This is a genomic window from Streptomyces sp. WAC06614 (assembly GCF_003949795.1).
Taxonomy (GTDB): Bacteria; Actinomycetota; Actinomycetes; order Streptomycetales; family Streptomycetaceae; genus Streptomyces.
Genome location: NZ_RPRY01000329.1, coordinates 1 through 7,390, shown reverse-complemented (window position 1 = coordinate 7,390; position 7,390 = coordinate 1). Strand labels below are relative to the sequence as shown.

At 75.7% G+C, this 7,390-nt stretch carries 7 protein-coding genes; 2 read left to right on the top strand and 5 right to left on the bottom strand.

Going from position 1 to position 7,390, the window contains the following annotated elements:
- Positions 1–1,280: GNAT family N-acetyltransferase (locus EF918_RS38665; protein ID WP_260610799.1), on the bottom strand; the 1,280-nt coding region annotated here is incomplete at its 3' end.
- Between the two features lie 98 nt (positions 1,281–1,378).
- Between EF918_RS38665 and EF918_RS29665 the strand changes: the two genes are divergently transcribed.
- A complete protein-coding gene (locus tag EF918_RS29665; protein WP_125652021.1) occupies positions 1,379–1,801 on the top strand; it encodes a DUF350 domain-containing protein in 423 nt (140 codons plus the stop codon).
- A gap of 33 nt (positions 1,802–1,834) precedes the next feature.
- On the opposite strand, the gene EF918_RS29660 is transcribed toward EF918_RS29665, so the two are convergent.
- The 4 genes from EF918_RS29660 to EF918_RS29645 form a co-directional block, all read right to left on the bottom strand.
- Complete coding sequence (locus EF918_RS29660) at positions 1,835–3,181, bottom strand: acyltransferase (protein ID WP_260610798.1); 1,347 nt, start codon at positions 3,179–3,181, stop codon at positions 1,835–1,837.
- Positions 3,178–4,164: an alpha/beta hydrolase gene (locus tag EF918_RS29655; protein ID WP_125652020.1), complete on the bottom strand. Its 987-nt coding sequence runs from the start codon at positions 4,162–4,164 to the stop codon at positions 3,178–3,180. Before EF918_RS29655 ends, EF918_RS29660 begins: the two co-directional genes overlap by 4 nt.
- Before the next feature lie 149 nt (positions 4,165–4,313).
- Positions 4,314–4,994 (bottom strand): response regulator transcription factor, encoded by a 681-nt coding sequence (locus EF918_RS29650; protein ID WP_125652019.1) that lies wholly within the window; start codon positions 4,992–4,994, stop codon positions 4,314–4,316.
- Positions 4,991–6,349, bottom strand: coding sequence for a sensor histidine kinase (locus tag EF918_RS29645; protein ID WP_125652018.1), 1,359 nt, complete (start codon positions 6,347–6,349; stop codon positions 4,991–4,993). The genes EF918_RS29650 and EF918_RS29645 overlap by 4 nt, the downstream gene beginning before the upstream one ends.
- Before the next feature lie 50 nt (positions 6,350–6,399).
- On the opposite strand from EF918_RS29645, the gene EF918_RS29640 reads away from it, so the two are divergent.
- Entirely contained in the window at positions 6,400–7,344 is a 945-nt protein-coding gene (locus EF918_RS29640; RefSeq protein ID WP_125652017.1) for an AEC family transporter, read from the top strand.
- Positions 7,345–7,390 lie beyond the last annotated feature (46 nt).

Sequence of the window (7,390 nt, the reverse complement as noted above, 5' to 3'; positions counted from 1 at the left end):
TCGTGGACCCGCCCGGCCCCGTCCACGAACCCGTCGTAGGTGAGGTCCCGGACGCCGTCCGGGGCGGGCCCCTCGACGTACTCCTCCACCAGCAGCGGGCCGCGCGGCAGTCGGCGCAGCACCGCCCGCGCCCCGCCCGCCCGGGCCACGGCGCGGGCCGGCACCACCGTGGTGCCGGAGCCGCCCACGCCGTGCTCCGACTTCAGCACCGTCCCCAGCCCGGCCCTCGCCCGCGCGGCCAGCAGCCGTACGGCCGCCCGGCGGGTACCGGCCCGCCACTGGGCGGGCACCACCACGCCCGGATGTCCGCCGGCCGCCACCACCCGCTCGAACAGCGCGTGCGCCTCGGCCTTGGACTCGTACCGCAGCGCCTCCGGCCGCCACGGTGTGCCCGTCAGCCGGGCGAACGGCCGGGTGCGGCCCCACGGTACGAGCGGCAGCCCGAGCTCGGTGAGCCGCGCGGCCAGTGCCGGGCGGGCCCGGACCGCCGCCGACAGCGAAGCCGGCCCGCCGGCGGCGCCCTCGTCCGCCGCGAGCCCGTCGTAGACCTCGACCTCCCCCCACTCCAACTGCCGCCCCAGCAGCTCCACCCAGCTCCGCGGCACCCGCAGCGGCAGCACCAGCGCGGCCGGCCGCGGGCCGGCGAAGGCGGCCAGACAGGCGTAGTGGTGCGCGGCCCGCTGGTCCCGGTCCAGGGAGGGGTCGGCGAACTGGGTGTGGAACTCCGCCACGTTGCCCACGTGCACGGCCGCCCGGCCACCGGTCCACGCCGTCGCCCAGGCGGCGGGCGGGGCCGGCTCCACCTCGAACCGCACCAGCGCGCCGGTCCCGCCCGGGACCTGCGCGCCTTCCTCCGCCCCCGCCACCGCCGTCGGCGCGGGCACCGGCACCGCGACCGCGCCCATCGCCCGGTAGAACCCGGCCGCGTACGGGTCGGCGTCGACGACCAGCCGGCGGACCCCCAGCTCACGGGCCCGCCCCAGCGCGTGCCGGTACAACGCCCGGCCCACGCCCCGCCGCTGCGCCGGCGGATCGACGAACAGCAGCCCCAGGACGGCCGTCGGCGCGGCCCCTTCCAGCGAGGCCACCCCGAGCACCGTGCCCCGCCCGTCCTCGGCCACCACCACCCGCCGGGCCACGACCTCCCCTGCGCCGATCCGCAGGGCGGGGGCGCACCGGGCCAGGAACGCCTCGTCGTAGCCCCAGGACGCCTTCGACCGCAGCACCAGCGCCGTGAGTGCCGCGGCCTCCTCGGGCCGCGCCTCCCGGATCCGTACCATCTTCCCGTCACCCCGCCCCGTTCCGGACAACCGTGCGATAGATTCAGCCGACCCCAGCACCGGTTTCATCCCACCCAGCAGCGGAGACAGACTTCCCCATGAGCGACATCATCAACGGACTCGGCCGCACGAGCGCGTACGGGGCGCTCGGCCTGGTGCTGCTGATCCTCGGCATCGTCCTGGTCGACGTGCTGACGCCCGGGAAGCTCGGCAAGCAGATCTGGGAGGAGCGCAACCGCAACGCCGCCCTGCTGCTCAGCTCCGCGCTGCTCGGCGTCGGCGCCATCGTGTTCACCTCGATCTGGACGACGTACGACGACTTCGGCAAGGGCCTGCTCTCCACCGCCGCGTTCGGTCTGCTCGGCCTGGTGCTGATGGGGGTGGCCTTCCTGGTCCTCGACTGGGTGACCCCGGGCAAGCTCGGCGCCATAGTGGTCGACCGCGAGCCGCACCCGGCCGTCTGGGTCTCGGCCGCCTGCAACCTCGCCGTGGCGGCGATCGTCTCGGCGTCCATCGCCTGACCGGGCAGGGCCGCCCGGGGCCGCCGCGCGGCCTCAGGCCAGACCGAGGGCGAAGGCGGCGAACCCCGCCGCGAGCACCCCGGCCGCCGTCCTGCGCACCGCCGTCGCCTTCGTCCAGGGCTCCTCGAACCGCCGGGCGTACCGGGCGACGACCGTCAGCAGGACCGCGAACACCGGCAGCCAGGCCGCCCGTTGCCCGAGCCACGCCGGGGTGTCGGGCGCGGTCGTCAGCCCCGCGACCTCGCCGAGGAACGACCCCGGCACCGCCGCGGCCAGCATCGCCGACTGGTGCCAGCACAGGATCGTCATCGCGCAGAGGTTGACCACCACCACCGGCGCCCACAGCGCGGGCCGGGCCAGCAGCCGCGCGAGCCGGTCCCGCAGCAGGACCGCCGCGCCCGACTGGGCCGCCGCCAGGGCCAGTACCAGCAGCGACGGCGGGTGGGAGTTGGTGCGGTCCGCCCCCGGCACGCCGACCATCGACGCGGGGTAGTCGAAGACCAGCAGCAGCGCCGCGAACAGTACGGCACCGCCCGCCAGCAGCAGCCGGGCCCCGCGCCGCCCGATGCGCCCCTCGCCCCAGGCGACCCCGAGCTGGTACGCGAACAGCCAGCCCGGCAGGACGTTCAGCACCGCCAGCCACGAGGGCACGTCCTGCGCGTACGGCCCGTAGCGCAGGAAGTCCACCACGGCGACCGAGGCCATCAGCGGCGCCGCCGACCAGCCGCCGAGCCGGCGGGCGGCCCGGACGCAGTACGGGGTAAGGGCGGTGACGACCACGTACACCCCGACGAACCACAGCGGCTGGATCACCAGCGTCGCCCCGGTCCGCAAGGTCGCCTCGGGCACCCCGGCCGCGTACAGCACCGGCGCCGTCAGCGCCCATACGGCCGTCACCCCCAGCACGGGCCGGCCCAGCCGGGCGATCCGGCCGCGCAGCCAGGCGCCGGTGCCGGCGGGACGGCGGTGGTAGGACAGGACCGAGGCGTAGCCGCCGACCAGGAAGAAGATGCCGAGCATCTGCAGCATCCAACTGGCCGGGGCGAGCGCGCCGAACGCCGACAGCGGGCTGGCGTTGTGCAGGCCGCCCTCGGGGTCGAGGGTGAACCCGCCGAGCATCCAGTGCCCGATCGGCACGGCGAGCAGGGCGAGGGCCCGCAGACCGTCGATCGCGCGGTCGCGGTGGGCCGGGGTGCTCCGCTCGATCCGCTCTGCGGTCCGGCGCAGCGCGGCGAGCGGGCTGCGGGGGGAGCGGCCGGTGCGCTCGCCGCAGTCCGTGCGCCCGTCCCGGTCGCGGCGCCCGCCCCGGTCGGTGCGGTCGTCCCGGTCGGTGCGGTCGTCCCGGTCGGTCCGCGGGGCGAGGGGGGTCGGGGTGCTCATCGGGTCTCTCCCGTCGCGATCGCGGCGAACGCCGCCAGGGACGTGGTGCCGGGGGCGAAGTAGCCGGTGTGTCCGCGCACGTCGGAGGCCGGCACCCGGCGGGCGCCGAAGGCGGGCGCGGTGGGGTCGGGGCCGTGGCCGAGCCCGGCCAGCTCCACGTTCGGGACGTCGTCGATCCAGTCGGAGGGGCCCTTGGCGGCCCAGACCCGGGCGCCCGTGCGCAGGCCTGCCACCGACGGCGCGCGCAGACCGGGGGAGCCGAGCACGACCAGGTCCCGGGCGTCGAGCCGGGACGCGGCCAGCCCGCACACCACCGAGCCGTACGAGTGGCAGAACAGCGCCGGATCGGCCGCCCCGACCGCGTCGAGGCCCTGGGTGAACCGGGTCAGCCGCTCGGCGCCCGCCGCGGCGAGCCGTCCCGAGGCCGCGTCCAGCCCGACCCCGACCGGGGTGGTGTAGCCGGTCCAGGCCACCACCGCCGCCCGGTCCCCGGTCGCCGCCCGCAGCGAGCGGGCCATCCCGCCGGGGCCGCTGTGCGCGGCGCGCGGGGCGTCGTACCCGGCGGCGTCGTTGTCCGACCCGGGCACGACGACGGCGACGTGCGCGGAGCGCTCCAGGTCACCGAAGACCTCGGCGACCTGGCCGCGGCCCCGCGGGTCGAAGGCGAGGATCTGCCGCCCGGGCGCGGCGAGTCCGGCGAACCGGGGATCGCCGGTGGCGCGTACCGCCAGCCGGTTGGCCTCGTACCGCAGGCCTACGGGAGCCCCGTCGAGGCCCGCGAAGAAGCGGGCCACCTCGTACGGCGACGCCGTCGCCGGATCGGGCAGCGGCCGGCCCCCGACCTGGTCGGAGCGCCACCCGGCGGCCCCGGGCGGCGGCCCGGTCACCGCCGTCTGCGTGCCCGCGGACGCCCATCCCGCGGTCCCGGCGACGGCGGTCACCGCCAGCACGGCGGCGGCCAGCGTCCTTGCGATCCGGCGCATTCCCCTTCTCCTCTCCTCGTGGCGAGGCAGAAGGTAGGAAGGGGGTGCCGCACGGTACGTCCCACCGGGGAGCCAAGTGGGATGTCATACCTGGGTAGGGGGTGGAGGAGACGACGGCCGGGCGTGGCCGCCGGCGCCGCGGTGCCGGATCAGCCCCGGTCGCCGGGACGGACCAGTCCCGCCTCGTACGCGAAGATCACCGCCTGCGCCCGGTCCCGCAGGTCCAGCTTGGCCAGCACCCGCCCGATGTGGGTCTTGACCGTCTGCTCGGCCAGCACCAGGTGCCCGGCGATCTCCTGGTTCGACAGCCCCCGCGCGATCAGCTCCAGCACCTCGGTCTCCCGGGGGGTGAGCCCGTTCAGCCGCAGCCGGGGGTCCTTGCGCGGGGCCGGCCGCTGCTGCACGAAGTCCGCGATCAGCCGCCGGGTCACCGACGGCGCCAGCAGCGCCTCGCCCGAGGCCACCACCCGGACCGCCGCGATCAGGTCCGCCGGCGGGGCGTCCTTGAGCAGGAACCCGGACGCGCCCGCCCGCAGCGCCTCGTACACGTAGTCGTCGATGTCGAACGTGGTCAGCATCAGCACCCTCGGCCGGTGCACCACCCCCGGCGGCGGGTCGAGGATCTCCCGGGCCGCCGCCAGTCCGTCCATCTCCGGCATCCGCACGTCCATCAGCACCACGTCGGGATGCGTGGAACGGGCCACGGCGACCCCCTGCCGGCCGTCCGGAGCCTCGCCCACCACGTCGATGTCGGCCTGCGCCGACAGCAGCGCGGCGAAACCCGCCCGCACCATGGCCTGGTCGTCGACGATGATCACGCGGATGGTCAACTGGCGTCCTCGGTCAGGGGAAGTCGGGCGGCGACCCGGAAGCCGCCGTCGGGAAGCGGGCCGGTGTCCAGCGTCCCGCCGGTCAACCGTACGCGCTCGCGCATCCCGACCAGCCCGTGGCCCGTGCCCGAACTCTCCAGCGCCGTCACGGCGTCCCGCGCCGGCCCGTTGACCACCACGACCAGCACCTCGCCCCCGTCGGCGGTCACCGACACCCGGGTGTGCGCCCCCGGCGCGTGCCGCACCACATTGGCCAGCGCCTCCTGCACGATGCGGTACGCCGACAGGTCCACGGCCGGCGGCACCGCGTCCGGCACGTCCGCCGCCATCGCCAACTCCACCGGCTGACCCGCCCGTACGGTCGCCTCGACGAGCTGCTGCAACCGGCTCAGGCCCGGCTGCGGGGCCCGTTCGCCGTCCGCCCCGTCACCGCGCAGCACCGTCAGCAGCCGGCGCATCTCGCTCAGCGACTCACGGGCGCTCGCCGCGATCGCGGCGAACTCCTGCTGCACCGGCTCCGCCATCCCCGGCAGCCGGTACGGCGCCGAATCGGCCTGCACCGTGATCACCGACATGTGGTGGGCGACCACGTCGTGCAACTCCCGGGCGATCCGGGTCCGTTCCTCCAGCAGGGTGCGCCGGGCCCGCTCGGCCTCGCTGATGCTCTCCTGCTCGGCGATCTTCTGCCGGGCGTCCCCCAGACCGCGCAGCGCCGCCGTCGTCACCAGCATCACACCGGCCAGCACGAACAGCAGGGCCTGCGTGGCGATCACATGGTCCGGCTGGACCGCGCCCAGCACCACCCCGGCCGCGCCGGTCACCAGCCAGACCCCGATCAGCGTCCGTACCGACTCGCGCAGGCCCAGGCACGCCATCAGCAGCAGGTAACCGACGATCACCATCGGCGTCCACGGCCACGCCCGGGTCGGGGTCCCGGCCGCGTCGATCAGCAGCAGCGCGCCCACCACGTCCGAGAACAGCACCACCACCCAGGCGTGCAGCGGCCGGGTCACCGCCAGCAGCAGCGGCACCGTCTGCGCCACCGCCAGCGCACCCGCCCAGCCACCGCCGAGTTGGTAGTCGCCGGTCAGCACGACGACGGTGACGGGCAGCAGCGAGGCCACCGCCGCGCCCATGACGAGGTACGGCAGCCAGCGCTGCCAGCGCTTGGGGGCCTGGGCGAACAGCGGCTCGGTCGCCCGGCCCGGCGTGCGCACCCCGACGAGCAGTCCGCCGAGGGCGTCGAGCGCGGGACGCAGCGGGCGCGGCCGCAGGGCGCGGCGCACCCGGCCGACAGCACCGGAGCGGGGCGAGGGGCCGGGCGCGGGAGCGGGGGAGGGGCCGTCACTGGTCATGATCCGTCAGCGTACGCTCCACCCGGCAACGGGGGACGCGGAGGAAGCGCATGGGGACGGTCGCGGCACTGGAGAAGCTGGTACCGGTGGTGCTGGCCTTCGGGTGCGGGGTGCTGCTGGCCCGCCGCAAGGTGGTGCCGGCGGAGAGCTCCAAGGCCTTCTCGGACTACTCCTTCCTCTTCGCCGTGCCCTGCTACCTGTTCGGCAACATCTACGCCGGCGACCTCGGGGCCCTGTTCGACCGGCGGGCCGTGCTCGGCTACGCGGCGGCCGCCGGGGTCGCGGTGCTGGCGGTCGGCCTGGTCTCGGTGGCGTACGGGCTGCGGGAGCCGCGGAGCGTGGCGCTGCGGATCATGGCGGCGGTCCAGGTGAACACGGCGTACTTCGCCGTCCCCGTCTTCATCACCCTCTTCGGTGACGCGACGCCGATCTTCCCGATCCTGCTGTTCCAGGTGTGCGTGCTGTCGCTGCTGGTCATCTCGGTCATGGAACTGGGCCGGTCCGACACCCCCGGCGGTCCCGTCGTGCGGCTGCGCCGGGCGGTCACGGCCTCGCTGACCACCCCGCTGGTCCTCGCGTGCAACGCGGGCATCGTGCTGAACCTGCTGTCGGTCCCGGTCCCGCGGGTGCTGCTCGACGGGTTCGCGTTCGTCGGCGACAGCGCCTCGCCGGTCGCGCTGTTCGCGCTGGGACTGCACCTGGGCGGCTTCGGCCTGGACCTGCGCGCGACCACGCGGGAGGAGCTGGCGATCGTCGCGTTCAAGGGCGTGGGCTTCCCGCTGCTGGCGTGGGCGGTGTGCGCGCTGGTGTTCGACGTGGAGGGGGCGTGGCTGACCTACCTGGTGCTGATCGCGGCGATGCCGACGCCGCAGAACCTGTTCACCTTCGCCCAGCGCTACGACGTGGGCGTGGACCTGTCGGCCGCCCTCGTGGTCAAGAGCAGCCTGGCGACACTGGTGCTGCTGCCGCTGTGGCTCCAATGGGCCGCCGCGTAGGGTGAGTTCATGATCGAAGACGGAGCGAGGACGGCGCGGGCGGCGG

What these genes read in the sequence shown, in the direction of transcription:
- EF918_RS29640 (WP_125652017.1), top strand. Translation starts at nt 6,400, where the DNA reads ATGGGGACGGTCGCGGCACTGGAGAAGCTGGTACCGGTGGTGCTGGCC.
- EF918_RS29655 (WP_125652020.1), bottom strand. Translation starts at nt 4,164, where the DNA reads ATGCGCCGGATCGCAAGGACGCTGGCCGCCGCCGTGCTGGCGGTGACC.
- EF918_RS29660 (WP_260610798.1), bottom strand. Translation starts at nt 3,181, where the DNA reads ATGAGCACCCCGACCCCCCTCGCCCCGCGGACCGACCGGGACGACCGC.
- EF918_RS29665 (WP_125652021.1), top strand. Translation starts at nt 1,379, where the DNA reads ATGAGCGACATCATCAACGGACTCGGCCGCACGAGCGCGTACGGGGCG.
- EF918_RS29645 (WP_125652018.1), bottom strand. Translation starts at nt 6,349, where the DNA reads ATGACCAGTGACGGCCCCTCCCCCGCTCCCGCGCCCGGCCCCTCGCCC.